Source organism: Moritella sp. 24 (assembly GCF_018219155.1).
Taxonomy (GTDB): Bacteria; Pseudomonadota; Gammaproteobacteria; order Enterobacterales; family Moritellaceae; genus Moritella.
The window spans coordinates 4,276,435-4,303,344 of the sequence record NZ_CP056123.1 but is presented as its reverse complement, the minus strand read 5'-3'; the positions used below and the strand labels follow the sequence as shown (position 1 = coordinate 4,303,344).

Annotated in this window: 23 protein-coding genes and 8 tRNA genes; 14 read left to right on the top strand and 17 right to left on the bottom strand. The window is 40.5% G+C overall.

Translation table 11 applies throughout. The features are described from left to right. The first annotated feature begins 10 nt into the window (after nt 1-10). The 6 genes from aroB to trpS all read left to right on the top strand — a co-directional run bounded on the left by aroB (nt 11) and on the right by trpS (nt 6,061). Nucleotides 11-1,120 carry a 3-dehydroquinate synthase gene (gene aroB / locus HWV00_RS19225; RefSeq protein ID WP_211683827.1) on the top strand — a complete coding sequence of 370 codons (1,110 nt, stop codon included), beginning with the start codon at nt 11-13 and terminating at the stop codon, nt 1,118-1,120. Continuing rightward, entirely contained in the window at nt 1,098-2,558 is a 1,461-nt protein-coding gene (locus HWV00_RS19220; protein WP_211683826.1) for an SPOR domain-containing protein, read from the top strand. Before aroB ends, HWV00_RS19220 begins: the two co-directional genes overlap by 23 nt. A 69-nt stretch (nt 2,559-2,627) precedes the next feature. Next, nucleotides 2,628-3,440 (top strand): Dam family site-specific DNA-(adenine-N6)-methyltransferase, encoded by an 813-nt coding sequence (locus HWV00_RS19215; RefSeq protein ID WP_211683825.1) that lies wholly within the window; start codon nt 2,628-2,630, stop codon nt 3,438-3,440. 172 nt (nt 3,441-3,612) lie between these two features. Beyond that, on the top strand, nt 3,613-4,287 hold the full coding sequence (gene rpe / locus HWV00_RS19210; protein ID WP_211683824.1) for a ribulose-phosphate 3-epimerase: 675 nt from the start codon (nt 3,613-3,615) through the stop codon (nt 4,285-4,287). Then, nucleotides 4,280-4,951 (top strand): phosphoglycolate phosphatase, encoded by a 672-nt coding sequence (locus HWV00_RS19205; protein WP_211683823.1) that lies wholly within the window; start codon nt 4,280-4,282, stop codon nt 4,949-4,951. The genes rpe and HWV00_RS19205 overlap by 8 nt, the downstream gene beginning before the upstream one ends. A 108-nt stretch (nt 4,952-5,059) precedes the next feature. Continuing rightward, on the top strand, nt 5,060-6,061 hold the full coding sequence (trpS, locus tag HWV00_RS19200; RefSeq protein WP_211683822.1) for a tryptophan--tRNA ligase: 1,002 nt from the start codon (nt 5,060-5,062) through the stop codon (nt 6,059-6,061). A gap of 103 nt (nt 6,062-6,164) precedes the next feature. On the opposite strand, the gene HWV00_RS19195 is transcribed toward trpS, so the two are convergent. The 5 genes from HWV00_RS19195 to cobA all read right to left on the bottom strand — a co-directional run bounded on the left by HWV00_RS19195 (nt 6,165) and on the right by cobA (nt 12,610). After that, nucleotides 6,165-6,773: a MarC family protein gene (locus tag HWV00_RS19195; RefSeq protein WP_211683821.1), complete on the bottom strand. Its 609-nt coding sequence runs from the start codon at nt 6,771-6,773 to the stop codon at nt 6,165-6,167. Between the two features lie 262 nt (nt 6,774-7,035). Next, entirely contained in the window at nt 7,036-8,775 is a 1,740-nt protein-coding gene (locus HWV00_RS19190) for a bifunctional protein-serine/threonine kinase/phosphatase (RefSeq protein ID WP_211683820.1), read from the bottom strand. A 46-nt stretch (nt 8,776-8,821) separates the two neighbouring features. After that, nucleotides 8,822-9,148, bottom strand: a complete 327-nt coding sequence (nirD, locus tag HWV00_RS19185) for a nitrite reductase small subunit NirD (RefSeq protein WP_211683819.1) — start codon at nt 9,146-9,148, stop codon at nt 8,822-8,824. A gap of 88 nt (nt 9,149-9,236) precedes the next feature. Next, entirely contained in the window at nt 9,237-11,771 is a 2,535-nt protein-coding gene (nirB, locus tag HWV00_RS19180) for a nitrite reductase large subunit NirB (protein WP_211683818.1), read from the bottom strand. Nucleotides 11,772-11,782: 11 nt separating this feature from the next. Beyond that, a complete protein-coding gene (cobA, locus tag HWV00_RS19175; protein WP_211683817.1) occupies nt 11,783-12,610 on the bottom strand; it encodes a uroporphyrinogen-III C-methyltransferase in 828 nt (275 codons plus the stop codon). A 467-nt stretch (nt 12,611-13,077) separates the two neighbouring features. On the opposite strand from cobA, the gene HWV00_RS19170 reads away from it, so the two are divergent. The 4 genes from HWV00_RS19170 (at nt 13,078) to HWV00_RS19155 (ending at nt 18,983) form a co-directional block, all read left to right on the top strand. Further along, a complete protein-coding gene (locus HWV00_RS19170; RefSeq protein ID WP_211683816.1) occupies nt 13,078-15,267 on the top strand; it encodes a molybdopterin oxidoreductase family protein in 2,190 nt (729 codons plus the stop codon). Nucleotides 15,268-15,342: 75 nt separating this feature from the next. Continuing rightward, a complete protein-coding gene (locus HWV00_RS19165) occupies nt 15,343-17,259 on the top strand; it encodes a DmsC/YnfH family molybdoenzyme membrane anchor subunit (protein WP_211683815.1) in 1,917 nt (638 codons plus the stop codon). A 414-nt stretch (nt 17,260-17,673) separates the two neighbouring features. Continuing rightward, a complete protein-coding gene (rpoH, locus tag HWV00_RS19160; RefSeq protein WP_211683814.1) occupies nt 17,674-18,537 on the top strand; it encodes an RNA polymerase sigma factor RpoH in 864 nt (287 codons plus the stop codon). 107 nt (nt 18,538-18,644) lie between these two features. After that, entirely contained in the window at nt 18,645-18,983 is a 339-nt protein-coding gene (locus tag HWV00_RS19155; protein WP_211683813.1) for a hypothetical protein, read from the top strand. A 125-nt stretch (nt 18,984-19,108) separates the two neighbouring features. Here the strand turns inward: HWV00_RS19155 and HWV00_RS19150 are convergent, their stop codons facing one another. Next, a complete protein-coding gene (locus HWV00_RS19150; RefSeq protein WP_211683812.1) occupies nt 19,109-19,900 on the bottom strand; it encodes a RelA/SpoT domain-containing protein in 792 nt (263 codons plus the stop codon). 265 nt (nt 19,901-20,165) lie between these two features. On the opposite strand from HWV00_RS19150, the gene HWV00_RS19145 reads away from it, so the two are divergent. Further along, the gene (locus HWV00_RS19145; RefSeq protein ID WP_211683811.1) at nt 20,166-20,810 is read left to right on the top strand and encodes an OmpA family protein; all 645 of its coding nucleotides are present in this window, start codon (nt 20,166-20,168) and stop codon (nt 20,808-20,810) included. Between the two features lie 224 nt (nt 20,811-21,034). Here HWV00_RS19145 and HWV00_RS19140 read toward each other — a convergent pair. The 11 genes from HWV00_RS19140 to mutY form a co-directional block, all read right to left on the bottom strand. Continuing rightward, nucleotides 21,035-21,110 (bottom strand) — tRNA-Asn (locus tag HWV00_RS19140). A 6-nt stretch (nt 21,111-21,116) separates the two neighbouring features. Next, nucleotides 21,117-21,192, bottom strand: a tRNA-Phe gene (locus tag HWV00_RS19135). A 3-nt stretch (nt 21,193-21,195) separates the two neighbouring features. Further along, nucleotides 21,196-21,271 (bottom strand) — tRNA-Thr (locus HWV00_RS19130). A gap of 53 nt (nt 21,272-21,324) precedes the next feature. Beyond that, nucleotides 21,325-21,400: transfer RNA gene (locus HWV00_RS19125), tRNA-Phe, on the bottom strand. A gap of 3 nt (nt 21,401-21,403) precedes the next feature. Next, nucleotides 21,404-21,479: transfer RNA gene (locus tag HWV00_RS19120), tRNA-Thr, on the bottom strand. A 57-nt stretch (nt 21,480-21,536) separates the two neighbouring features. Continuing rightward, nucleotides 21,537-21,612 (bottom strand) — tRNA-Phe (locus tag HWV00_RS19115). A 3-nt stretch (nt 21,613-21,615) separates the two neighbouring features. Continuing rightward, nucleotides 21,616-21,691 (bottom strand) — tRNA-Thr (locus HWV00_RS19110). Between the two features lie 78 nt (nt 21,692-21,769). Continuing rightward, nucleotides 21,770-21,845 (bottom strand) — tRNA-Phe (locus HWV00_RS19105). 125 nt (nt 21,846-21,970) lie between these two features. Continuing rightward, nucleotides 21,971-23,119 carry a murein transglycosylase domain-containing protein gene (locus HWV00_RS19100; protein WP_211683810.1) on the bottom strand — a complete coding sequence of 383 codons (1,149 nt, stop codon included), beginning with the start codon at nt 23,117-23,119 and terminating at the stop codon, nt 21,971-21,973. A gap of 63 nt (nt 23,120-23,182) precedes the next feature. After that, a complete protein-coding gene (locus HWV00_RS19095) occupies nt 23,183-23,452 on the bottom strand; it encodes an oxidative damage protection protein (protein WP_211683809.1) in 270 nt (89 codons plus the stop codon). A 1-nt stretch (nt 23,453) separates the two neighbouring features. Beyond that, nucleotides 23,454-24,527, bottom strand: coding sequence for an A/G-specific adenine glycosylase (mutY, locus tag HWV00_RS19090; RefSeq protein ID WP_211683808.1), 1,074 nt, complete (start codon nt 24,525-24,527; stop codon nt 23,454-23,456). A 151-nt stretch (nt 24,528-24,678) separates the two neighbouring features. On the opposite strand from mutY, the gene trmB reads away from it, so the two are divergent. From trmB to glsB, 3 genes are all read left to right on the top strand, one after another. Next, nucleotides 24,679-25,404 carry a tRNA (guanosine(46)-N7)-methyltransferase TrmB gene (gene trmB / locus HWV00_RS19085; protein ID WP_211683807.1) on the top strand — a complete coding sequence of 242 codons (726 nt, stop codon included), beginning with the start codon at nt 24,679-24,681 and terminating at the stop codon, nt 25,402-25,404. 12 nt (nt 25,405-25,416) lie between these two features. Beyond that, nucleotides 25,417-25,755 (top strand): 50S ribosome-binding protein YggL, encoded by a 339-nt coding sequence (locus HWV00_RS19080; RefSeq protein ID WP_211683806.1) that lies wholly within the window; start codon nt 25,417-25,419, stop codon nt 25,753-25,755. A 160-nt stretch (nt 25,756-25,915) separates the two neighbouring features. Continuing rightward, a complete protein-coding gene (gene glsB, locus HWV00_RS19075) occupies nt 25,916-26,833 on the top strand; it encodes a glutaminase B (RefSeq protein WP_211683805.1) in 918 nt (305 codons plus the stop codon). Nucleotides 26,834-26,910 lie beyond the last annotated feature (77 nt).

The window sequence follows — 26,910 nt, the reverse complement described above, 5'->3', positions numbered from 1 at the left end:
TTGGAGTCACATGGAAAGGTTAACTGTTGAACTGGGTGAGCGGAGCTACCCGATTTATATTGGTGAAGGTGTATTAACGCAAGCTGCGCAATTTAAGGCTGCAATAACCACTAATAAAGTGGTCGTGATCTCAAACGATACGGTTGCACCGTTGTATTTACAACGTGTTCAAGCATTGTTACACGACTATAAATTCGACAGTATTATTCTTTCTGATGGTGAGCAATTTAAAACCTTAGATACTTTGAATGAAATATTTACCGCGCTACTGCGTGAGAACTGCGGACGTGATACCACGTTAGTTGCTCTCGGTGGTGGTGTTATTGGTGACATGGTCGGCTTTGCTGCCGCCTGTTACCAACGCGGTATCCCCTTTATCCAAATACCGACGACAGTGTTGAGTCAAGTTGATTCCTCAGTTGGCGGTAAAACGGCAGTGAACCACCCGATGGGTAAAAATATGATTGGTGCTTTTTATCAGCCCAATGCTGTTTTTATTGATACGGATTGTTTAGCTACCTTACCTCGACGCGAACTGGCGGCTGGTATGGCTGAAGTCATTAAGTATGGGATCATTTATGATGCAGACTTCTTTACTTGGCTAGAAGAAAACATGACAGCGCTTATGGCACTCGATACTGCTGCGTTAGAATACGCAATTTATCGTTGTTGTGAGATTAAAGCTGAAATTGTTGCTATTGATGAAAAAGAGCAGGGTTTACGTGCTCTACTTAACCTTGGTCACACCTATGGTCACGCTATTGAAGCTGAAATGGGCTACGGCGTTTGGTTACACGGTGAAGCGGTTGCTGCTGGCATGATCATGGCAGCACAGACATCGGCATCAATGGGATTATTAACAGCGTCTCAAGTCGCACGCATCGCTGCGTTAATTGCTGCTGCGGAATTACCTTTACTTGCCCCTGCAGAAATGGGTTTTGACGCATTTGTGAAGCACATGAAGCGTGATAAGAAAGTGCTGAATGGTGAACTTCGTTTTATTTTACCAACATCGATTGGTAGTGCTGAAGTTTTATCTACAGTAACTGAAAATACACTACGTGATGTGGTGAACTTCCATAATCAGGCGGATTCTAGTGCACTATTCAGTTCAAACTGAAATTTATTCTCAAACGCAGCTGTGTGAGCGGCTGCGTCATCTCACTCAATTTTCTTCTCATTTATTACTCGTAAGCGGTGAATCCGGTTCAGGAAAATCAACTGTATTACGCAATTATGTAGAATCAGACTTTAATCAAAAAACGATTACCCTTGATGCGCAACAGTGTCATGATGATTCGGCTATCAGGACTCAAATATTACAACAGATCAGTTATGATGGACGTTTCAATGCGCATATAGCCTTGATAGACAGTTTACCGCTATTAGCTCAGCAATTAGAGCATGAGTTAACAGTATGTATTGATAACGCCATGACGCTATCGTCAGCGTGTATTACTGAATTTGCGCAATTAGTGGAATTAAGCCTTAATAAAAGAATTAATATTAAAGTAAATATCATTTTATTTGCAGAGAGTAAGTGGGTTGATATAACCATGCTGCAATTTGCAAAATCAGCAACGAATGTGTTGGAGTTGGAAATGACAGTATTAGATCCACAAGCGGCCGCTAAATTTGTTGAGCAGCAATTTTCTCAAGCGAATTATAAACCGACATTCATCAATCAGGACGCAATTAATCGTCAAATTGAGGCGTGTAAGGGGAATCCCGCAGAATTAACAAAGTGTGCGCGAGCGATTATGCAGGGTCAGGTATATGCGCCTGATTCACAGCATTCAGAGACTGGTAAGTCTGCGATTGCACCCAACAAGTCATTTTATCTGGCAGCCGTTATTGCAAGCGTTCTATTGTTAGGCAGTGCAGGGTCATTTCTTTATGATGCTTATCAAACCGAGCAAGATGCTGTCGTTATAGAGCAAGATTTTTTCGAAGAACCTGAGATATCTAATGATGATGTCACTGTTGAAGCGACACCGATTGTTGATATGACCGAACCGCAAACGCTGGCAAGTGATTGGGATGACGAGTTACCAACTGAAATAGGTAACACCATCACGTTAACAGACCCTGTTGTAAGTGAGCCTATCTCATCAACACAAAAGCAGCGTGTTGTTATTGATGATGCCGCAGTTAACAAGATGATCGCGAAACAAGTCACTCTTGATTCCGCCCCAGTTATTGATAGTAAAACTGTTGTTGAAAACGCGAAACTACCTAGTATTGAAGAGACTGACTCCGTTGATCAAACACTGGCTGATCATGCGTGGGTAATGGCTCAACCGGCGAAAAATTATACATTTCAAATAGCAGGGCTAAGTCGTGAATCTCAGTTAAAACAGTACTTAAATGAGAATAAATTAGCTGAGAATATTTGGACATATCAAACAACACGTAACAACAAACCTTGGTATGTCGTTCTTTACGGTAGTTTTACGAGTGTTGAGCAAGCAAATGCGGCGAAACAAAAGTTACCAGCAACGGTACAAAAAGATAAGCCTTGGCTGAAACGATTCGCTCAAATCCAAAGAGATTTATAAATAAACAGCGCAATTTTTCACTAATCCATGTACAATCGGCCCCCTTTTATTTAGCGGTACAAGTCACAAATGCAGAAAACGCGCGCCTTCTTGAAATGGGCCGGAGGTAAGTATTCTCTGGTTGATCATCTACGTGAAAAATTACCGGCTGGTAAGCGTTTAGTTGAACCGTTTGTTGGGGCTGGATCAGTGTTTTTAAATACTGATTATGACGAATACCTTTTAAATGATATTAATCCTGACTTGATTAATATGTATAAAATTCTGCAAGAAAAGCCGGAACAGTTTATTGCTGATGCGCAGCGTTTCTTTACGCCAGAATTTAATGACAAAGAACGTTATTATAAAATACGTGAGAAGTTTAATCATACACGTGACCCTTATCAGCGTTCATTAATGTTCTTGTATATGAATCGTCATGGTTTTAACGGCCTATGTCGTTATAACAAATCTGGTGGCTTTAATGTGCCTTTTGGTTCATATAAAAAACCTTATTTCCCACTGAAAGAGTTACGATTCTTTGCAGAGAAAGCGAAGAAAGCGACGTTTATTTGTGAGTCTTACTCAGATGTGTACAAACGTTTAGACAGTGACGATGTGGTTTATTGTGATCCCCCGTATGCACCACTAAGTACTACGGCGAGTTTTACTTCGTATGCGAGTAATGGTTTTAGCTTAGATGATCAGGCTTTGCTTGCTAAAGTTTCTCGTGAAACAGCACAAGATCGCCAAATTCCAATATTGATTTCAAACCATGATATTCCGTTAACTCGTGAGTTATACCATGGCTCTACATTTGAAGTCGTTCAGGTTAAACGTACAATTAGTCGTAATGCAGGTAAGCGTAATAAAGTAGATGAACTACTGGCGTTATACCGATAACAAAACCGATAAAAATAGTGATAAAGCCGCAGTGAGTTAAGGTTATTGCCTTAATTTCTCGGTGAATACTGAGTTGTCAGTGTTATTCTGCTTTTATTATTTTACCCTAGGGGCTAACTTAGGGTAAGATTTGCATAGAGTAATGGAATAACAACAACTGAGAGCACGCCAAATGAAAAACTTTCTGATTGCCCCTTCAATTCTATCTGCTAATTTTGCTAACCTTGGCCAAGAAGTCGACGACGTACTTGCCGCAGGTGCAGACGTTATCCATTTTGACGTTATGGATAACCACTATGTGCCAAACTTAACCATTGGTCCTATGATCTGTAAAGCATTACGTGACCACGGTGTTACCGCACCAATTGATGTGCATTTGATGGTGCGACCTGTTGATCATATGATTAATGAATTTGCCAAAGCGGGCGCATCAATGATCACCTTCCATGCAGAAGCATCTGATCATGTAGACCGCTCTCTACAGCTCATTAAAGAACATGGTTTAAAAGCGGGTCTAGTATTGAACCCTGCAACACCGTTACATCACTTAGATTATGTGATGGATAAGTTAGATATGATCTTATTAATGTCAGTAAACCCTGGTTTTGGCGGTCAAAGTTTTATTCCTTCAACATTACAAAAATTACGAGATGTACGTAAATTAATTGATGCCAGTGGTCGCGATATTATTCTCGAGATTGATGGTGGCGTTAAAGTTGATAACATCCGTGAAATTGCAGAAGCAGGCGCTGATATGTTTGTTGCTGGCTCTGCGATTTACGGCCAAGAAAATTATAAAAAAGTCATTGATGAAATGCGTTCGGAGTTAGAAAAAGCCAATGTTTAAGCTTATTTGTTTTGATTTAGACGGTACCCTTGTTGATAGTGTGCCAGATTTAGCAGCTGCAGTTAATTGCATGCTGAGTGATTTTGACCGTGCTCATTTTTCTGAAGATGAAGTGCGTGGTTGGGTTGGTAATGGTGCGCAAGTATTAGTGCAGCGTGCATTATCTGGTAGCGTAAACGTTGCTGATGATCTTGATTCTGCTTTATTTAATGATGCTTTGGCATCGTTCTTAAAGCACTATTCTGCAAATGTATTCACACATAGCGTGTTATACCCAAATGTAAAAGAAACCCTAACAGCATTACTCGACGCTGGATTTAAACTGGCTATCGTGACAAATAAACCCATGATACAAACGACGCCTGTACTTGAATTAGCAGGTATCAGTGAGTTTTTTGAAGTGGTACTTGGTGGTGATTCGCTTGCAGAGAAAAAACCAAATCCATTACCGTTATTACATTGTTTAGACCATTACCAGTTTAACGCGGAAGATGCGCTAATGGTGGGTGACTCTAAAAACGATATTATTGCGGCACAAGCGGCAAACTTTACTAGTTTTGGTTTAACTTATGGTTACAACTACGGTATTCCAATTAGTGACAGTAATCCAAACTTCGTTGCTGATGATATCAGTGAGCTACTGTCTGTTGTGAAGCTAAAGTAGTTAATTGGTCATCATGTTAGCCGTAACGCGATAACAGTATAAATAGAGTTGGGTAAGTTTATATACTTGCCCACAATTGAATAAATTAAAGAGATTGGGAAATATATTATGACAAAACCTGTGGTATTAAGTGGTATTCAGCCTTCAGGCAGTATGACGATTGGTAACTATATTGGTGCAATCAATCAATGGCTGGACATGCAGGAACACAGTGACTGTCATTTCATGTTAGCTGACTTGCATACCATTACGGTACGTCAAGACCCGAAAGAGTTTAAATCTCAGGTGCTTGAAGGCTTAGCTATGTATATTGCTTGTGGTCTAAACCCTGAAAAGTCGACTATCTTTTTACAATCTCAAGTACCAGAACATGCACAATTGAGTTGGTTACTTAACTGCTATACGCAGATGGGTGAATTAAACCGCATGACGCAGTTTAAAGATAAATCGAACAACTCGAGCAGCAGTAATTCTGGTTTATATACTTACCCAGTATTAATGGCAGCAGACATTTTACTTTATCAAGCAGATGAAGTGCCAGTAGGCGATGATCAAAAGCAGCATTTAGAATTAGCGCGTACGATTGCGACACGTTTTAATAATATCTACGGTGACGTATTTAAAGTACCAGAACCGATGATCCCAACGTTTGGCGCTCGTATCATGAGCCTGCAAGATCCACTGAAGAAAATGTCTAAGTCAGATGACAATCCAAAAGCGTTCATCAAATTATTAGATGAGCCGAAAAAAATTGCGAAGAAGCTGAAAAGTGCAGTAACGGATAGTGATGAGCAAGCGCGTATTTACTTTGATAATAAAGAAAAGCCGGGTGTATCTAACTTACTTACATTGCTTTCTGTAGCAACTAAACGTCCAGTTGCAGATCTAGTACCTGAATACGAAGATAAAATGTATGGTCACTTGAAAGGTGATACTGCTGACGCTGTTGTTGCTATGATTGAGCCTATTCAAGCACGCTATCACGAGTTACGTGCTGATGAGACAGAACTGAATCGCATCATGCGTATTGGTGCTGAGAAAGCGTCTGAGCGTGCAGCGCCAACATTAGCGAAAGCGTATGAAGCTGTTGGTTTCATTTCGAATAAATAAGCTGTTGTTTAGGTGATATTTTATTTTTGAATAATCATATTACTGAATAATGGAATAGTTACAGCCCTATATCATGTTGGTATAGGGCTTTTTTGTTTTTAAGTTAAAGTAAGAAATAAACTTTAATACCTGATAATACACTGTTTGTTGCCACGGCAGCCAAGATCATCCCCATTACTTTACTGATAATACTGGCGCCACTATTACCGATAAAGCGATGAATCCAACTCGCTGCTAGCATTAATATAAAAGCAATAAATAGCACTGATATCATCACGCCAGCCGTTTGAGCTTGCTGGAAAAGACTAAAGCTCGAATTTTCAGTTAATAGAACGGCTGCTAGCATTGCACCTGGGCTAGCTAAAGAGGGCACAGCTAATGGAAAAATAGCTGTTTCAGTGCCATCTTTAACCAGCTGCACTTCGGTATCGGGTTTACTGTCGCCAAATATCATCGTCAGGGCAAATAAAAATAATACAATTCCGCCAGCGATTTCAAAGGCGGGTAATGGGATATCAATGGCCGTTAAAATGACTTCTCCAGCGACAATGAAAAACAGCAAAATGAGTGCTGCTGCACCGGCCGCTTGTAATGCAATTTTACGTTTTTCTTTCTCATCAAATTGACTGGTTGCCGCAATAAAGACAGGGACAGTACCAACAGGATCAATCACAGCGAAGAAAAAGATAAATACCGATATATAATCAATCATAATTTTTTCCTATTCGCGAATATTGATGGGCAGAAAATAGGATACGTAATGTAGGTGTGGTTATTTTTATAATGAGTGTTAACACATTATTCATTGGTTATGGGCTCCTGTCATATTACTGGGGGTTAATTATAGGCGGTAAATATTTTAAATTTTATAAGGCAATATTATACCTTGTATAAGTTAAGCATTTATTTAATAGCCAGTGATATGTAGGTGTTTTACGTATGTTTACATACAGAGTCTGATTTAGGCTTAGTCCCTAGCTAAATAATGAAATACACAAGGCAAGAAGTAGTAGCAGGGAGATAACCTGCCAGAAACGCTCTGGGTTCTTTTCGATAAGGGCTTGCTTACGGTTACTTTTATATTTTGGGTTTGGGTGCTGTAATTCATACAATAATTCAGACACATCTGCATGACGCTTACTTGGACTGAAACGCAGTCCTTTTTTGATCGTACCGTCTAACCAAAATGGAACTAAAGGATTGTATTCATAGGTCGGTATATATTTGGTTTTTAGATATGCTTTTTGAGTACGACAGGTTTCAAGCTTGCCATTAAAAGGGTGCTTTCCCGTGAGCATTTCAAAGATAATAACGGATATGGCAAAGATATCAGATTGTGCGGTACTATCCCCATTGATGACTGTTTCTGGTGCGGAATAGGATGCGGTACCGAGAATTTTATCTCGCTGTAGTGGCGTCGCTATTTCTGCTATGCCTTTGACAAAACAAGAACCAAAATCAATTATTTTGACTTGTCCGTTTTGGTCAATCATGATGTTTCCCGGCTTTAAATCTTGATGTAACGTTTCTTTACGGTGAAACGCCCGCAAGCCTTTAATCACTTGTTCAATGATATTAAGCACATCTTGAACTGGTGGATTTGGGTTTTGGCTTATCCACTTTTCTAATGTGATACCTTCAATGACTTCCATTAAATAATAGAGATTACTTTTTTTTCTGTTGGTTTCGACAATTTTTAAAATATGTGGATTGTGTAGGCGAGAACCAATCCAAGTCTCCATGGTAAAGCGTTCGATATAAGCGGGATCATCAATATAGTTTACCGAGGGCGCTTTCATACAATATTGTTGTTTTGTTTCTTTGTCTTCGACTAAGTACAAATGGCTGCTACTACTTGCATGGAGTTCTTTAATGACTTTTAAACCATCAATGGATAACCCTGGGCGTAATGCGGGTGGAAAAGGCATTGAGGCGAGATGAACATGCACATCTTCAGCGCTTTGTGCTGGTAGAGTATCAATACGTAATAGCTGACAGCTGATATTATCATTACTATTATTGGCAAGTGCTTGCTGGATTAAGTGTTCACAACACGTTTCAAAATCACTACTTTGGGCATTATTGGCTTGTTGAATAATCCCCCGTAACTGTTTATCACTGACAAAGTCATGTAATCCATCCGTTGATAGTAAGAATACATCACCAACTTGTAATTCCACTTCTTTATAATCGACTTCAAGGGTGACATCTAATCCCATTGCTCTTGCAAGGTAGGACTGCTTACTACTGACAACCGTTGTGTGATCTCGTGTTAGTTGTTCAAGGCTATTCTTACGCAATCGGTAAATACGAGAATCACCAACATGCAGTAAGTGCGCTGAATGAGATTTAAATACAATGGTGCTGAGGGTGGTCAAGTAACCTTTTTGAGCATCAGAAAACTGTTTGCCTTGGCTGTATAACCAACGGTTTAGCGCTGTTAGTACCTGACCTGTTGATTTACCAACGGACCAGGTTTCTGGCGTAGAATAATAATCAGATAGGAAGTTATGTACGCAGGTTTCACTGGCTTCTTTACCGGCTTCTGCCGCGCTCACTCCATCAGCGATAATCGCGACAGCCCCTTTTGTTGTGAGCAGTAAATCATCCGGAATACGAATACCGATGGCATCTTCATTATGGGCTTTTATGCCTTCAACAGAACGCTGACCTATGGTGAAGGTCGCACCGCCTTGCAAGTGTCTTGGCGACATAATAACTCCCTGTCAATGACATCAATACTGAATGTTCTGCTATTACTTATGCAGTCACTTCCACCATACCATCAGTGACTCGAACCTCATATACAGGTACCGATAAAGTTTCATTTTCAAGACATTCACCCGTTGTTAGGCTGAAATGCTCTTTATAAAGTGGTGACGATACGGTTAACACATCTTTCACTGAGGTAATTAAACCACGCGATAAAACGTTTGCTTGGCTTGCTGGGCAGTAATTATCAATGGCAAATAACTGATCTGTTTTACGGTCAAAGAAAATAGCAACTTGTTTACCATTGACGAGCGCACAGACGCCAGCGTCTGGGGTGAGTTTGTCTTTTGCAATAACTTGAGTCCAAGTAGTCATAATTAATCCTTAAATCTTGTTTTAGCAGGTGTTTCAACCTGCTAATTATTTGTTATGTGTTGATATTGTGAAGCGAGGTAATACTGTATTAGCTCACTTCTACAATCTCAATTTGACCTGCGCGTTCTGCGGGAGTTGCAGGGCGTATTTGGTCACGAACTTCAACAAACTGAACTGCAGTATCATTTTCTTCAGAGTTAATGAAGTGTTTAAAACGAAGCAGCTTTTCAGGACTTTCAATCGTCGTTTTCCACTCACATTGGTAATTACCTATGTTTGCTTCCATTTCACTTTCAAGTTCTGCTACAAGACCAAGTTTGTCATTAATAACAACATCTTTAAGGTAGTCTAAGCCGCCTTCAAGGTTTTCTAACCAAACGGATGTACGTTGTAGGCGGTCTGCTGTGCGAATATAGAACATCAATATACGGTCAACATATTTGTACAGTGTTTCAGAGTCTAGGTCGGTAGCGAATAAATCAGCATGACGTGGACGCATACCGCCGTTACCACACACATAAAGACCCCAACCGCCTTCTGTCGCGATAATACCAATATCTTTACTTTGTGCTTCTGCACATTCGCGGGTACAACCTGATACGGCAAATTTAAGTTTGTGTGGTGAACGTAAACCCTTGTAGCGATTTTCTATATCGATTGATAAGCCCATGCTGTCTTTCACACCATAACGACACCAAGTACTACCTACACATGATTTAACAGTACGTACTGATTTACCGTAGGCATGGCCTGTTTCAAAGCCTTCATCTACTAACCATTTCCAGATATCTGGTAATTCATGTAATTGAGCGCCAAATAAATCGATACGCTGACCACCGGTAATTTTGGTGTAAAGATTATATTGTTTGGCTATTTGACCTAACACGATAAGCTTGTCTGGCGTGATTTCACCACCGGCAATACGCGGAACAACAGAATAAGTACCGTCTTTTTGCATGTTACCTAGGTAAACATCATTCACATCCTGTAGACCAAGGTGATCATCTTCTAGGATGTAGTCATTCCAGAATGAAGCGAGAATATTAGCGACTGTCGGACGACAAATTTCACAACCGTGACCAGAACCAAATTCAGAGAGTAAGGCTTCGAATGTACGAATGCGTTTAACACGAACAATGTCGGCAAGTTCAGCACGAGAATGGGGGAAATGCTCACAAAGGTCAGTATTGACTTCAACACCCATGCTTTCAAGTTCAGCATTGAGTACTTGAGTCGCTAGACTATTACAGCCGCCACAACCGGTACACGCTTTTGTAATTGATTTAATATCACCAAGATTGGTTGCACCATCTTGTACTGCGGCGCAAATTTGACCTTTTGTCACATCAAGACATGAACAAATAACGGCTGAATCAGGGAGGGCATCAATCCCCATCGTTACCGCACCACCTTCTGCTGGTGGCACTAACATATTTTCAGGCGAACCCGGAATATCCATGTCGTTTAAGTAAATTTGTAACCATGTACCGTAATCTTCAGCTTCACCAACCATGACCGCGCCAAGTAGCTTCTTACCACATTCGCTAATGACTAATTTTTTATAAATTTGGTCTGCTTCATTGGTGAATACATAATTTTGAGCGCCTTCGGCATTACCATGCGCATCACCGATACTTGCAACGTCAACGCCAAGCAGTTTTAGCTTGGTACTCATATCGGCACCTGTAAATGCTAACTTACCTTCACCAACAATGTGGTCAACAGCGACTTTCGCCATTTGGTAACCCGGTGCAACAAGACCGAAGATACGTCCTTGCCATAATGCACATTCACCAATCGCGAAAATATTTTCGTCAGACGTTAAACAGTTATCGTTAATCTGGATACCGCCACGTTCGCCTAGTGTTAGGTCGAATGAACGTGCTAATTCATCTTGAGGACGAATACCTGCAGAGAAGATGATCATGTCTGTTTCAACGTGAGTACCGTCAGCAAAGTTCATGCGGTAACGGCAAGTTTCACCTTTCACAATTTCTTTGGTATTTTTTTCTGTGTGTACCGTTACGCCTAATTCTTCAATTTTGTTACGAAGAATAGCGCCACCACCGTCATCCACTTGCACAGCCATGAGGCGTGGTGCGAATTCAACAACGTGAGTTTCAAGACCAAGCTGTTTGATTGCATTAGCGGCTTCAAGACCCAGTAGACCACCACCAATGACCACACCGACTTTACTTTCTTTTGCGGATGCGGTGATGTCTTCTAAATCGTTAATAGTACGGTAAACAAGGCAATGATCTTGGTCCTTACCTGGAATTGGCGGCACGAATGGATATGACCCTGTCGCCAGTACTAATTTGTCGTAACTCTCAACACGACCTTGTGCAGTCGTTACTGTTTTAGCTGCTTTGTCGATACCAACCACTTTATCGTTTACAAAGTATTGAACGCCGTTGTCATCATAGTATTCTGGCGATGTCATCATTAAGTCATCAGCTGTCTTACCGCTGAAATAAGCACTTAATTGAACGCGATCATAAGCAAGACGGGATTCTTCACTAAACGTCGTGATTTGAACTTCTTCCATCTTTTCTTGTTGAATAAATTGGTCAATGAAATGGTGACCTACCATGCCGTTACCGACAACTATAATTCTTTTCATGACATGCTCCGTTATGCGCTCAATGCTTGATTTTTTGTCGCTTGCTCCAGATCTCTCCAACTCAGTTTCTCTGCGAGAGAGACCACTGAACCGATAACGATCAGGCTAGGACTTTTTAATTGGTGTTCAATTGCGAGTGTCGGTAATGTTGATACAGTACCAACGAATTCTCTTTGCTGTGGCGTGGACCCATTTTCGATCAATGCAGCGGGTGTATTTGCGTCTAATCCATGGCGAGTCAACTGTTCTGAAATTTCCGCTAATTTACCAAGACCCATGTAAAACACTAAAGTGTGGTCAAGGTGTGCAAGTTGCGGCCAATTTAGATCTAGCTTGCCATTCTTCAGATGACCGGTAATGAAAGTACAGCCCGTTGATAACCCTCGATGAGTTAGTGGGATACCTGCATATGCAGTGCAACCTGATGCGGCTGTTACACCGGGTACGATTGTCGTTTTTATATCGTGAGCATGGAGAACTAATTGTTCTTCACTACCACGACCAAATACAAAGGGGTCACCACCTTTCAAGCGACAGATATTCAGACCTTGTTTTGCTTTATCTACCATGAATAAATTAAGTTGATCTTGCGGTATACAGTGATCCGCCTTTTTCTTACCCACGTAGATGGTCTTCGTATGTGCTGGAAATAACGCTCTAATTTCTGTACTGACTAAATTATCAAACAGGATCAGGTCGGCACTCTCAATTGCTTTAATCGCTTTTAGTGTGAGTAGTTCTGGGTCACCCGGACCTGCTCCCACTAAAGCTACTTGACCAGCTTGACCAGCTTGACTGGTGCGTTGTGTTTGCGCTTTGGTTATTAATTCAATTGTCATGACTCACATCCCTGTAGTACGGCTCTGAACATACTAACGCAAAGACAGTGCCAACTATGCAAAACCATCTTTAGTTGTTGATACTAAAGACTTAATTGTCTTACCCTGTTTTTTTTATGGTTTTCAAGTAGATTCAAGTGTGTGATGTTGCACCAGTTTTTGCGCTCACGCACAGCCATGGTGCAGCCTAATTTCATTACTGACGTAAATGTGGTGTGAAAATGATGAATAGTGCTGTGAAATTGCAGTTAAATGGCGATGTTTATACGTTGCATGGTGATATATCTATTTTTTATCAATAAATAGATAAGCTGGCTTGGTTATTGCTCAATTGTATCTATAGAAGGATATATTTTTATAAATAGTGCTTATCGATAAAGACTATTTATAAAAATAATGAGATGAAAAATATAAAAACGATATCAAAATATGTGTTGAGCAATTTAATAGATTAATGGAGACGTCTTATGATTTTCGGACGCAAGGATCAAAAACCTATTCGCATTGCGGATAAACAGGTTAAAGAATGGAAATATACAACGTGTGGATATTGTTCTACAGGTTGTTCTATTGAGATCGGAGTTAATGAGCAAGGGAATGCTGTTGCGAGTCGAGGCGTTGCAGATGCTGATGTGAACAGAGGCAAGCTATGTATTAAAGGTATCTTTGAGCATGAGTTGTTTGAAGCGGAAGGTCGCGGTAATCACCCATTAGTGCGTGATCAAATTCATGACATCTATAAAGAAACTGATTGGGATAGCGCGCTCGATACCATGAGCGATAAAATTAAAGCGATTCAAGATCAATACGGCAAAGATTCATTTGCGATTGTGTCTACTGGCCAGCTACTCACTGAAGAATTCTATACATTAGGTAAATTAGCACGTGGTTGTATCGGTACCAATAACTACGATGGCAATACAACTCTATGTATGGCGTCTGCGGTATCAGGTTACAAGCGTTCATTTGGTTCTGATGGCCCACCGGGTTGTTACGATGATTTTTCGCATACTGATTGTTTGATTGCGTGGGGCTCAAACCTACCAGAACAACATCCTGTTATTTATTGGCGTTTAAAAGAAGCGAAAGAAGCACGTAACTTTCCGCTTATCGTGGTTGACCCGCGCGTCACTATGCTTGCACAGTTTGCTGATATTCATTTACCAATTAGTCCTGGTACCGATATCGTGTTGCAGAATTCATTAATGCACGTGATCTTAAAAGAAGGGCTAGAAGATAAAGACTATATCGAAAAATATACCAACGGCATTGAAGAGTTAAGAGCTTGTGTTGCTGATTTTGATCCAACATCAGCGGCTAAAATTTGTGGCATCGATGAAGATACGATCCGCCATGTGGCGCGTTTATTTGCGAAGGCGGGACGTGCCATGAGTATCTGGACGATGGGGCTGAATCAAAGTACCCATGGTAGTGATGCTATCACTGGTTGTAATTCGTTATCGCTTATTACCGGTAATATAGGTGTACCTGGCGGGACGAGCTTATCAATTACTGGTCAATGTAATGCGATGGGCACACGTGAGTGGTCTTCTTGTTCTGGTTTACCGGGTTACCGTTTATTAGAGAAAGAAAAAGACCGTAACGACATTGCTGAATTTTGGGGCATAGACCCAGAGTTCTTTCCGAAAAAACGAGGTTTAGCACAAACAGATATTTTTCCTGCCATTGAAACGGGACAAATTAAAGGTCTGTGGTTAGTAGCGACAAACCCAATGACGTCGATGCCAAATACTTCACGTATCCGTAAAACGCTAGAAAAATTAGATTTTCTTGTGGTTCAAGATGCGTATCAAGATGTAGAAACAACGCAATATGCGCATATGTTCTTACCAGCTGCCGTTTGGGCTGAGAAGGAAGGGGTATTTACCAATACTGAACGACGTGTAAACCGAGTCAGTAACGTGCAAGCACCTAAGGGTAATTCTAAATCTGATTTTTGGATTTTTTCTGAATTATCGAAACGTTTTGAGAATGGTAAAAAAATAACTTTCCCTGTGACGACGGAAGAAGCGTTTGAAGAAATGAAGTCTCTATCAAAAGGGGCTGGGCGTAATCTTGATATCTCAGGTATGACGTACGAAAAAATTGAAAAGGCCCGTGGTATCCAATGGCCACACCGTGAAGGTGATGACACTGATAAAGGTAACCCTCGTTTATATAGCGATGGTGTATTCCCAACACCGACAGGTAAGGCTAATTTAATTCCGTTACCTTGGGTTGATAATAATGAACATCCTTGTGACGAATATCCATTCTGGCTTAATAGTGGGCGTGTGGTAGAGCATTTTCATACGCGTACACGTACCGGTAAAATGGGTAACCTCAACAAATATAGCCCAACCCCGTATATGGAAATGAATCCGGACGCGGCTGCTAAGCTCGGTATTAAGCATCAAAGTTATGTTCGCTTGGCCTCTCGTCGTGGCGATGCTGTTGTTATGGTGCAATTAACGCAGCGTGTCGCGCCTAACGCTGTCTTTATTCCATTCCATTTTCATGATTGCGTTAATCGATTGTCGTTAGGGTTACTTGACCCTCATTCACGTCAGCCTGCATTTAAGCAGAGTTCAATTCGTATTGAACATATTGATCAGAAACTAGCAGCGAAGATGAACCGCGAAAGACGGACATACTAAATCATATTCGGAATACGCTGTGGTGTACGGACATATTGGATTATAAATAATGCGATAACATAAGAGGGATAAATTATGTTAGACAAGTTAGAACAATTTAGAGACCGCCTTGATCAAATCGGTGCGGCAGAAAAACCGGTTGTTAAAGAAGGCACGCCTATCTTTGATACTCGTGTTGGTGAACAAAGTTATGCAAAATTAGCCGATGTAGAAATATTTGATGTTAATACTTACGGTAAAAAAATTGATTTAATTGAACGAACAGAAGGTAAATTACCAGCTGGCCGTTCAATGAACATTAATGAAAATAAAGCGGTAGGTGATAATCCTAATCGTAATAAACAACATGCCTTTCACTTTACTGCGGATAACTGTATTGGCTGTCACGCCTGTGAAGCAGCGTGTAGTGAAAAGAATGATAACCCTGCACATATTGCATTCCGTAGTGTGGGCTATGTCGAGAGTGGCAGTTACCCTGATTACAAACGTATTAATATCTCGATGGCATGTAATCATTGTGATGATCCCGTTTGCTTAAAAGGTTGCCCAACTAAAGCCTATACGAAACACGTTGAATACGGTGCGGTATTACAAGATCCTGATACCTGTTTTGGGTGCGGTTATTGTACGTGGGTTTGTCCCTACAATGCGCCACAACTTGATCCGATTAAAGGTCAGGTATCAAAATGTAATATGTGTGTAGACCGTTTAGAAGTGGGTTTAAAACCAGCGTGTGTATCTGCGTGTTTAGGTAATGCACTTAATTTTGGTGTTGTTGAGAATACGCCTGAAAATCGCATTCAAGCGAAAACATCGATTCCTGGTTTCCCTGACCCAAGTATCACTAACCCAAATATTCGCTTCCAACAGACAACCAGTACTCAGCGTGAAATGACGCGTACTGATAACATGCCACTTAAATACCATAAACAAGATGACGGTTCATTCCGTTCTGTTGTTGATGAAAAAGACGGTAAAGAACAATCATGGAACTTAGGCCGTTTGAGTTCGCGCGAAAATCCATTAGTTATTTTCACCCTGTTTTCTCAAACAGCCATGGGTGCGTTTGCACTGATCTTTCTTGGTCCGTTATTGGGTATTGATAGCTTAGCTGGCTTTGCTGAATCCGGAACTGGTTTATCACTGCTTATTCTATTAATGGCGATGCAAGCTATCGGTTTATTAATGTCGACTCTTCATCTTGGTAAACCTAAGCGTTTCTATCGTGGTTTTAATAACTTAGCGCATTCTCCAGTAAGTAGAGAAGGATTAGGTGTTGCTTTGTTCTTTGGTTTCATGGGTGCATTTACCTTTTTCCAAGGTGTGGCATGGTTCTTTGAGTTGAGCTTCTTTAGTTATGTTGCCGCATTCTTTGGTGCATTTGCTTTAGTTGGAACTGCTGGTGGCTTGTATTACATGTACCGTAGCTATCGTATTAAAGCACGTCCATTTTGGGACCATTGGCAAACCGCATGTTCATTTGTTGGTTCTGCCATTGCTCTTGGTACGATATTAACTGCCGTTGTCGCTGTGATTGGTAGCGCTGTTAGTGGTGAAGTAGAGTTGTATCCATTACTAACAGAGCTTGCGCCTATCGCTATTACAGGCTTGGTTATTGAAGCGTTTGGTCTGTACTCACATGCAAAACATTTAAATGTTGAACAGGGTGAAGGCGCTGCGTCGCATTATGTGCAATGTACTACATTCGGTAAGACGTACAAGCTACGTAACCTTGCTGTTGCAGTAAATATTATTGCGGTGACGTTACTTGCATTACTCGCACCGTCAGGCGTATTAAGCTTGTTATGGTTATTGCCAATTGTGTCTGTGGCGTTGGCTGCAACAGTTAGCCGTTCACTGTTTTATGTGCTTGTTATTCCAACAACGATGCCGGGTGCATTTTTCTGGAAAAATAAAGGTTTTGAGCAGCATGCACGTGATGTTGGTTTAGCGGATATGCCACAAGTGGGTGTTGTGCCAGACTTACACTAGATTTAAAAGGGAATACTGAGAAGGGTAGCATCGGCTGCCCTTTTTATTTTGGCACTGATTATTTTGATAGGAATAATCACAGAAGAAACATTGAATTTTATTCATAACGCAAAGTCATACGAAAGGCTGAGCATTTGCTGATTGATTCCGTTTAATTTGTCATGTTAATGTAATTTTCTGTAAGTAAACTAGAGCTTTGACAATCTAGGGTTAAACTAGATTGTATATAAATAATACAGTTTTAATGTGGGTAACGTATTTTTTGGTTATTTATCAGTAAGCTGAATTATAGATTTAAAATATTCAATACAATAATACTTTATTTGTGGGGTTGCGCGGGCTGTCGAATTTGTCGATAAGTATCAGGCGTGATAAGATCTCGCGGATTAACGTGTAATAATGGGAGAATTGTTGATGAGCAAAGATATGCAAAGTATGGCATTAGTTCCTCAGGGTAGCATTGAAGCCTACATACAGGGCGTGAATAGTATTCCAATGTTAACTGCTGAACAAGAAAAGGAACTAGGCGAACGCTTGCAGAATGAAGGTGATGTTGGTGCTGCACGTCAGTTGATCATGTCACATTTACGCTTTGTTGTTCACGTTGCCCGTGGTTACGCAGGTTATGGACTTTCACAAGCTGATTTAATCCAAGAAGGTAATATTGGCTTAATGAAAGCAGTGAAGCGATTTAACCCTGCCGTTGGCGTAAGACTTGTGTCTTTTGCGGTGCATTGGGTAAAAGCGGAAATTCATGAATTTGTACTTCGTAATTGGCGTGTTGTTAAAGTAGCAACAACGAAAGCGCAGCGTAAATTATTCTTCAATTTACGAAAATCGAAGAAACGTTTAGGCTGGTTTACCAGTGATGAAGTGAAAACTGTTGCTGATACATTGGGTGTTTCGACCAAAGATGTAGTAGAAATGGAATCGAGAATGTCTTATTCAGATCAAGCATTTGATTTATATGCTGATGACGATAGCGATAAAGATTCTGGTTCAATGAGCTTCTCTCCAGCACAGTACTTAGAAGATAATTCTTCAGATGTTGCGCAACAAGTTGAGCGTGAAAATTGGGATCAAAGTGCATCTCAACGTTTATCTAAAGCAATTTCTGAATTAGATGACCGTAGCCAAGATATCGTTAATTCTCGTTGGTTAGCTGAAGATAAAGCAACACTTCAAGAGCTAGCAGATCGTTATGGTGTTTCTGCTGAACGTGTTCGTCAGTTAGAAAAAAATGCAATGAAAAAACTTCGCGAGTTTATTGCAGAATAATAACCACACAGAATTGTTAAAAGATGAGGTCTCCAATGGAGGCCTCATTTTTTTTGGCAAGAAATTAAATAAAGTTTAATTGTAGTTAATGAAAAATGGAAAATAACATGAATAGAGATCCCTTGTTTGGTTTTCAGGGTAGCGAGCTTAAAAGCTACTTAGAGCGTAATAAGTTAACTGAAGATCAAATTATTTTGGTTTATAACGGGTCTGGGATGACGCATGAATATAGCCTAGCGCAAGTTGTAACACCTGAAGAGGGCAAGCAAAAAAGGATTGTTGTTCGCATCTTAAATAGCGGTGAAGAAGTTACCTTTTTCCGTACAGGTAAAAGCGTATTGAAGAAAGCTGCACATTATAAAGTGTTACCTCTGGTTCCTTGGTTGATGGTGCGTTTTGGTATGCAAGATCAAATCAGGTTCAACTGGAAATGGGGTTACGCGTAAACCCTATACTTACGTGTAAGGCTTTCGTTTTTTACGTTTAAGCTATTAGGGTTAGAAGAGAGTAGGCTCAACCATTTACATAATGGTTGAGCCTTTTTTATAATCATGATTATTTAAATAAACGATTAAGCCATTTGTTTAAAGCTTGTTTTTAGCTCTAGCATTAACTGCTGCTGCCAAGCGACTTGGTATAAACTAGTCGACTCTTCTTTTAGTTGCGCAACTTTAAATGATTCAATTTCTGATACGTCACGCAGCTGTTGTTTAGCGTTGTGGGTAATCTGTTGAATTTTTGCGTAATTGTCATGCTCTGGACCATTCTTAATCGCTTCGATACGATCTAAATGTAATTGCACTTCAACCACCATCTGCGTTTTAGGTAATCGAACGAGCAAGTTGATATCACGGTAGCCATTTTGTTTTGGGTTATTAAAACGATTTTTTACTTGGATAATATCAGTTTCTTGCTCTAACAGCTCATAAGCACTAATTAGCTCATGACTGTTTTTTGCAATAATAGAACTACGGGCTAAATCGGTAATTTTTTCTACTGCACCATCGTGTTTGTTTGTAATTTTAGCTTGGGCACGTTCAACACTTTTAATAGCAGGAATAACTGCACTGGTTTGAGACATTAGGGCGATTTGTTGAGTAAGTGTTGCTAGTTCATTTTGTGCTGACTCAGCTAATGAATAGAGCGCGTCGAAGTTGTCATAAGGTTGAATGATATTAGTACTGTTCATATCAGGAAGCTGGTAAAGACCGGCTAAGTCTTTGCTTAACTGTGTGCGAACTCGGTTCGTTGCACTGCCGTTATTAGAGGCTTGGCTAAGGCTAAGCATGGTAGCGGCTTCGAGCGGCGCTTTACCGGCTAGCATTAGCACTAAAATTAATGATGTTCTGAGAAAGCTATACATAGGTATCCTTTTTGAGAAAACGCATTCGCATTATTGTATTACGATACTTAGTAATAGATGAGTGCGCAGAGTCACAATTCAAGGTAGGTCATTGTAAAGCTGTGTAAGAAGCGTCTATATTGTAGAATAGTGAGAGTGAAATCACTTATTTAAGCGTATTCGGTTAATTAACTAGTAAATATACCGATGCACTTGTATTTTATTTGAGTTACAGTGTTCGCGATCACTAACTCTCAATATCGTTTCTATAATTAAGGCTTATCCAATGATGAAAAGAACAATGACAGCAATAATGATTGTTGCAGCACTGACTGGCTGTGCTCGCCAAAATGCGACAACAGGCGAAGAAGAAACGAATACAGCAACGAAATCAGCGATTGGCGGTGCAATTGCGGGTGCGTTAATTGGCGCGTCTACAGGTAAGAAAAATGGTGCCTTGTTTGGTGCATTAGGTGGTGCGGCAATTGGTGGTGGTATTGGTCATTACTTCGATCGTCAAGAAGAGGCATTACGTCAAGAATTGACGGGTTCTGGTGTGCAAGTTAAACGTGTAGGCGAAAATGAACTACAACTTATCATGGCGAAAGGTATCGGCTTCCAAACAGCTGGTTATAACTTGAGCTCTGATATCTACTCAAGCTTAAACAGTGTTGCTAAAATCCTGAATGAGTACCCTGAGTCATCATTACGTATTATTGGTCATACAGATAGCGTAGGTAGTGCAGAGTCTAATTTAACGCTTTCTGAAGAGCGTGCTGAATCTGTGAGCGCATATTTAAATAAACGTGGTATCAAATCAGGCCGTTTATCAACGCGTGGTTATGGTGAACGTCGTCCAATTGCATCAAATGATACGAAACAAGGCCGAGCAGCTAACCGTCGTGTAGAAATTAGTATTACAGCTAATTAATATTGTTAATAATGAATGTAAGTATCAGTCATTATTAAATGAGTGCTGGTGATATTACGAAGCCGAACCAAGTGTTCGGTTTTTTTATGCCTGTTGATTCATATAAATAGGAGAGTGGTACTTAAATCGAGTAGGGGATTGAAGAGATGAGTTTAAATATGAGGCCGTGCTAAATTTTGGACGAAAAAAAAACCCAGTTATATAAATAACTGGGTCTTTTTAATTGGCTCCCCTTGCTAGACTTGAACTAGCGACATATGGATTAACAGTCCACCGTTCTACCAACTGAACTAAAGGGGAATTGTATGGTGCCCGAACCCGGAATTGAACCAGGGACACGAGGATTTTCAATCCTCTGCTCTACCAACTGAGCTATTCGGGCAAATGGTGCCGACTGCCGGAGTCGAACTGGCGACCTACTGATTACAAGTCAGTTGCTCTACCTACTGAGCTAAGTCGGCACTAAATGCGCTAATAAAGATATCTACAATTAAAACATCTCTACTTATTAATATGGTGCCCGAACCCGGAATTGAACCAGGGACACGAGGATTTTCAATCCTCTGCTCTACCAACTGAGCTATTCGGGCAAATGGTGCCGACTGCCGGAGTCGAACTGGCGACCTACTGATTACAAGTCAGTTGCTCTACCTACTGAGCTAAGTCGGCACTAAATGCGTTTTAAATAAAGATACCTATTAATTAAATATCTCTACCTTTTAAATATGGTGCCCGAACCCGGAATTGAACCAGGGACACGAGGATTTTCAATCCTCTGCTCTACCAACTGAGCTATTCGGGCAAATGGTGCCGACTGCCGGAGTCGAACTGGCGACCTACTGATTACAAGTCAGTTGCTCTACCTACTGAGCTAAGTCGGCACTAAATGCGAGTCGCATAATATCATCTTCATTTTAAAAAACAAGTCAATATTACACTTTTTTATTCTTTCCAAATTTTGGTGCCCGAACCCGGAATTGAACCAGGGACACGAGGATTTTCAATCCTCTGCTCTACCAACTGAGCTATTCGGGCAATGGAGCGCTATTAAATAGAATTTAGGCCGATCCGTCAACTGTTTCGCCCTGTTTAATTAAAATAATATGCAACAGCCCCATGCTCTGTCTGATTAATCAACAATACGTGCATTTTGTTGACGTTTAGCGGTCTAGCTGACGAAAATGCCCGTTAACAGCGTAAACATAACTTTTGATTTCGGCGCGTGACTGCGCATTGGTGAAACTTTGATAAACTTCGTACGAAGATAAACCATTTATGATGGTAAGTGCTTCATTTTTATTCTTTGAGAAGGTTTGCAGCATATGTTGTGGCCCTGCAATGTAACTTGCGAGCATCGCATAATAGCGAGATTTCGGGTTTTTAATTTTTTTAAGGTACTGTTTGTTTAATAAATCGAGGTAGCTAATGCCAATATCTAGATTATTGCTGTTATCAAACAACCAGTTTGGCTGTGGTTTAAAAGGATATTTCTTTTGTTGATGGAACACATCTTGGCCAATCGAGTCTGATATTTGCATTAGGCCAATGCGTCCATTACGGCTAAGTGCGTAAGGATTGAATAAGCTATCGACATTAATCATTGCTGTTACGATATTTTTATCAATATTATAGCGTCGGGCAGATTGACTAATTTTAGACTGATAACGTTTCGCTCTAATCGCGGTATGGTTTGCTGTTAGCTTAAAAGTGACTGTATTAACGCTATTGCCATTAATTGTGACTTGTTTACGCTTGTGCTTGATAAGATAGTTCGCATAGCGAGATGCTCGCCAGTGCCATTTTATCGTTTTACCGTCGTTGTCTTTCACTTGCTGATAAAGAAACGGTGTCCCTTTTACTTCTGAAGTGTAGCTGCTGTAAAAATCAGTGTATTTAGGCTGTTCAGGGGCGAGTAGCGTATATTCAATCGCCTGTTTAAGATATTGCTGGTTGTCTAGGGTCTCAATGCGAACACTATTTTGCTTAAAATCAATAATAGAGCGACTGCGGTAGTCGTTCGTATATTTTATATAACGGTAATTAGTAGAAAATGCATTGTTGGTATTACCCCAGAGATTACTAACCTGTTTATGGAAGTTGTCTTTTAAGGTTTTAAGTGCGGTGTTGTCTTTCTCGTCTGTTTTTTTAGTTTTGGCGCGATAATCAGGTTGCTGATAAGAGAGGCGCTCTAGTGCTTGAGATGTGTTATTAAGACTGGCAAGTTCAACAGAATGTTGGTAATCGCTCATCGAACAGGCGGTTAATGCACTGCAACTGACAACGAAAAATAGTATACGGAATATAGGCATGTAATTGATTTGTCTCTAGGTTAAAGCTTGCCTAGCGCTAGAGTATTACGCTAGGCAATCGGATTAAGCTTTAGGTGTAAAGCCTTCAATGACCACGTCTTCACCTTCAAATAGGTATTTGATCATTTCTTGTTCTAGAAATGCACGATCATTTTCATCCATCATGTTTAATTTTTTCTCATTTAGCAGCATTGTTTGTTTTTGCTGCCATTCAGACCATGCTTCTTGGGAAATATGATCAAAAATACGTTTGCCTACTTCACCAGGGTAAAGTTGAAAACGTAAACCTTCCGCTTCTTTTTGTAAGCGTGTGCAGAAAACCATTCTAGCCATGTTATGCCTCTCTCAATGCTTGAGATGTTAATAATTTTTTAGTTGCAGCTGCTAATCCCACAGTTGCCGGTTGCTCTATGTTATACCAAAGAGTACCTTGAGGTTCCATTATTTGCGTACTTGTTGTGGCATTTATTTCCACTAACAATGGGCTGATATCAAGATGGAAGTGACTAAAAGTATGTCTAAAGCCATCGAGTTCTTGTGTCGTAAACTCACTGATACCAAACTGCATCAGTTGTTCTTCTAATGATACGTTGTCATCACGCTCAGGGAAACACCACAGTCCGCCCCAGATACCTGTTGGCGGTCGTTGTTGTAAACACACTCTCGAACCTTGCTTAAGCAATAGCATTTGTACTGTTCTTACCGGGATTGTTTTTTTCGGTTTCGGTGTTGGAAATGCGGTAGGGGTTCCCATTGCATTCGCTTTACAATCGTCATTAACGGGGCAAATATCACAATCAGGTCGGCTACGAGTGCAAACTGTTGCACCTAGATCCATCATTACTTGGTTATAATTTGCGGTCTGTTGTTGTGGCGTTAGTTCTTCAGATAGCGCCCACAGTGTATTTTCTACTGCTTTTACACCATACCAACCTTCAATTGCGCCCCAGCGGGTTAATACGCGTTTGACGTTACCATCTAAGATCGGGTGTGGTTGGTCTAGTGATAATGATAATATCGCGCCTGCAGTTGAGCGACCTACACCCGGTAGTGCTAATACTTGCTCAAATTCGGTAGGAAATATACCTTGATATTCATCACGGATTAACTGTGCGGCTTTATGTAAATTACGGCCTCGTGCGTAATAACCCAGTCCCGTCCATAAGTGTAAAACCTCATCGATGTGGGCATTCGCTAAATCGGTTACGGTTGGGAATTTTTCCATAAAGGTGGTGAAATATGGGATCACTGTGCTGACTTGGGTTTGTTGTAACATTACTTCACTTAACCAAGTTGGGTAAGGTTCGTGATACTGTTGCCAAGGTAAATCCTTGCGGCCAAAGTCTTTAAACCAAGCAAGTACCCGCGGGGCAAAGGTGTCTTTATTATTTTCTAATAGCGGTATCATCGGGTATTTTTAGCAATTATGGGAAATTTAGGGTGAAATTATGCCACACAAAACTTGCCAAATTCAGCTATCTTTGGATAATGCCCGAATTAACAGATAAATTTATATAGATTATGGCGACTAAACTGTCATAACGGCGACTGGATAAAAAATGACTGAACATAAAAGAATAGCAGATCCTGAATTAACAGAAGACGGTAAACGTATCCGTAAAGTGAGAAGTTTTGTTTTACGTGAAGGACGTTTAACTAAAGGCCAGGAAGCCGCTATGAAAGATTTTTGGCCAACAATGGGTCTAGATCATGACATGGGCATGCTCGATTTTGCTGAAGTTTTCGGTAACGATAACCCAGTAACATTAGAAATTGGTTTTGGTATGGGCGCATCTTTAGTTGAAATGGCTGCCGCTTCACCAGAGAAAAACTTTATCGGTATTGAAGTGCATTCACCCGGTGTTGGCGCATGTCTAATGGCTGCTGGCGAACGTGGTGTCACTAATCTACGTGTATTCTGTCATGATGCTGTTGAAGTATTAGCTGATTGTATTGCTGATGGTAGCCTAGGTGGCATGCAATTATTCTTCCCAGATCCGTGGCACAAGGCGCGTCATCACAAACGTCGTATCGTACAAGCTAGTTTTGCAGAAAGTATTCGCCAAAAACTGGCTCTTGGTGGTATCTTCCATATGGCTACGGACTGGGAAAACTATGCCGAGCATATGATTGAAGTAATGGCTGTTGCACCTGGTTATGAAAATACTGCAGCAGAAGGGCATTTCGTGCCACGTCCAGATTGGCGTCCATTAACTAAATTCGAACAACGTGGTCACCGTTTAGGGCACGGCGTTTGGGATATTATTTATAAACGTACTAAGTAATTCGAGGTAATAATGGCTACAAATCGTAATCGTCGTCTACGTAAGAAACTACGTCTAGATGAATTCCAAGAGCTAGGTTTTGATCTTTCTTGGGATTTCGCTGAAGGTACAACTGAAGATCAAATTGACGCTATCTTAGATGGTCTAATTGCTGAAGTTATCGATCCAAATAAACTTGCATTTGCTGCAGACGGTAATTTGGAATGGGATGGTATGGTTTGTACTGAAACCCACGGTAAATGTACTGATGAACAACGTGAACAAGTGAAAACTTGGTTAGAAGCAAAAGGTGTTCAAAACCTTGTTGTTAGTCCGTTATTTGATTTGTGGTACGGTGAAGAAGGCGCATAAGCCTGCTCACTAGTTACTAACACCAGCGGCTTAAAATATCATTTTTAAGCCGCTGGTTATTTGTTGTCTTGTTTCTACGCTTTGACAGCTCTCCCTTTATTTTCATTTTGTTCCCGCTATATCTACAGCCATCGAACACTGCATTTAAAATAGGTTATCTATGCTATCTAACGCATCCTTAGAAGAACTCCTCGACGAAGTCCGCCCGTTAATTGGTGAAGGACATGTCGCAGACTACATTCCGGCATTAGCGAACGTAGACCCTAACCAATTGGGTGTTGCAGTGTGTATGGCGAACGGTGATATATTTACAGCGGGTGATGCTGACCAACGATTTTCGATTCAAAGTATTTCTAAAGTGTTTGCATTAACGGCGGCGTTAACGCGTTTTTCTGAAGACGAGTTATGGACCAGAGTAGGGCGAGAACCTTCCGGACAAGCATTTAATTCATTGATTCAGCTTGAATTTGAAAAAGGTAAACCGCGTAATCCATTTATTAATGCTGGTGCATTAGTGGTGGCTGACATGCTACAAAGCCGTTTATCTGCGCCAAAACAACGTATGCTGGAATTATTACGAAAGTTGGCTAATTCTACTGAAATTTATATTGATCATGATGTTGCTGATTCAGAATTTGAGCACATGGCTCGTAATGCTGCGATTGCTTATTTAATGAAATCACATGGCAATTTCAATAACGATGTAGAAACGGTATTGCAAAGTTACTTTAGCTACTGTGCGATTAATATGAATTGTATTGAATTGGCGACAGCATTCTCATTTTTAGCGAAAAAAGGCGTTCCTTGTCATCGTAACAAGAGTTTAGTGAATGAGCGTTGTAATCGCCGATTAAATGCGTTGCTGGCGACTTGTGGTTTATATGATGAATCGGGTGATTTTGCTTTCCGTGTTGGAATGCCAGCTAAAAGTGGTGTTGGCGGTGGTATTGTTGCCGTGATCCCTGGATTATTAACGATTTGTGTATGGTCACCAGAATTAAACGAATCAGGTAATTCATTAGTCGGTACGGCATTATTAGAGTTGTTTAGTGAACGTTTTGGTCATTCAATTTTTTAAACAGAATTTGATTACAGATTGACTCAATACAGCTTAAAATAAAAGGGGCGCAATAATTAATTATTGCGTCCCTTTTA